This window comes from Aliterella sp. E5.1 (assembly GCF_057473825.1).
In genome coordinates, this window is record NZ_JBYCCV010000338.1 from 1 (window position 1) to 1,612 (window position 1,612).

General features: G+C 45.3%; 2 protein-coding genes. One reads left to right on the plus strand and one right to left on the minus strand.

Annotated features, from left to right (window positions below; all coding sequences use genetic code 11):
- The first annotated feature begins 193 nt into the window (after positions 1–193).
- Positions 194–886, plus strand: coding sequence for a hypothetical protein (locus AC2VE5_RS26980; protein ID WP_486890611.1), 693 nt, complete (start codon positions 194–196; stop codon positions 884–886).
- A gap of 82 nt (positions 887–968) precedes the next feature.
- Here AC2VE5_RS26980 and AC2VE5_RS26985 read toward each other — a convergent pair.
- Positions 969–1,612: hypothetical protein (locus tag AC2VE5_RS26985; protein WP_486890612.1), on the minus strand; the 644-nt coding region annotated here is incomplete at its 5' end.

Below are 1,612 nucleotides of genomic sequence, written 5' to 3' on the forward strand. Positions count from 1 at the left end.
CCGCTATGCGGTTCTATATAAAGGATTTGCCCGTAAACGAAGCGGGAGCAACGCCAAACAAAGCCATAGCAAGGTCTTGGGCTGATAAGTAAGATTTCTAAAGTCGTCGCAAAATCTAAGTGATACCCTCGATGCTGATTAAGTGTCGGGGGGCTTATTATTAAAGGTGTAGAGTCCGTATCAGCAAAGAATTATGACATCACATACAGTAGATTTACAAGGAGCAAGCATCGGCTTCTCATTAAGCAATTACAGAGATTTATCGATCCTTAAAGACGAAGCTTGCTGGATGCTAGGCATCTCTAGAGAGCGGCTTAGATTTGCGATCAAATGTGTAAAGGAGATCAACAAGTCTGTAGGTAGTCCGGCTTTTACTTGCGATCGCACTACAGATACTTGGATAGCCTACGATCACCTAACCCAAGTAGCGATATGGCTTGCTTTGCGCGGCAACAACATCGCCCGTGAGTTTGCCTATTTAGCCAACCACTACAACCTAATAGATGCGTTTAACCTCGCCACAGCAGATAAAACTAACCCGATTGCTGCTACTACGCGAGAGCAGTGGTCAATACACTTCGACTGGGTGAGGACTATCGGGTTCGGGTTAGATCGGGCTTTAGATACACTGTGTGTGTCTGAAGAAATTATATTGCCGTTTATCTCCATAGATCCACTTAGTTGGAGAATATCGGATCGACTGTATGAATTTGGGTTTGGTGCTGCGCCTAGGGTGTTACGGGCGATAAAGTACGAGCTAATGCCTAAAGTCATCGACAAAAACTTAGTTAGTTTCCCCGATGATAACCCGGATGATGTTGATGTACAATTTGAGTTACTGCCTTTGCTAGATGATGCTATACGGTCTGTTGTGCGTTTGTCGTAGTTTGGACTCTACAATCCTAAAGGCAAAAACCCACTTAGAAATTAATCTAGGTGGGTTTTTCTTAGACTATGCCGCTTAGTGTTTAGACTAGGGCAGGTAGACCAGCAAGTTTGCGGACGTTGTTAAGGTCGGCTAGTTCTGTTACAGACAGATAAGCGGGCAGGCTAGGACTCGCGTAGGGAGCTTGAAAGCTTAAATCAAAGGAAATACGGCTTATTTCTTCAATATTGCCGTCATCAGCTGAAGTGCCTACTTGAGCTTTACCGAACGCATGGCGACCGCCGGAACGAACAACCAAAGCAAAGATTGATTGAGTGCCTTGAGTAGCTGGATAAACGGTAGCCCAAAATCCGCGATCTTTAGGATTAGTAATCGTAGCAACGGACGAAGTAAGCTTAGTTCCTGTCTTAACTTCTGAACCCTGCAAACCATTACTCAAGTCAGTGCGAGACACCATTGTGCTATCGCTCTGTAAAGGGATGTTTGTCGGGCTGAGGATGCGTTGCAATCCCCAAGTGGTTGCAGTGGCACTAATTGAGATTGCCGCAGTAGCAGGCTCGATCTTAACTACTGTAGCTGTAGCTGTTACTAGAGTCTCTTCGGCAACAATTACACTGTTAGCAGCAAAGTGTAACCAAGTACCCTTACGCAAATAAACCTTACCAGCTACAGGAGCGGTTACGGTTAAGCTAATTGTGGTGTCTCCAACGATTACAGCAGCGTCAG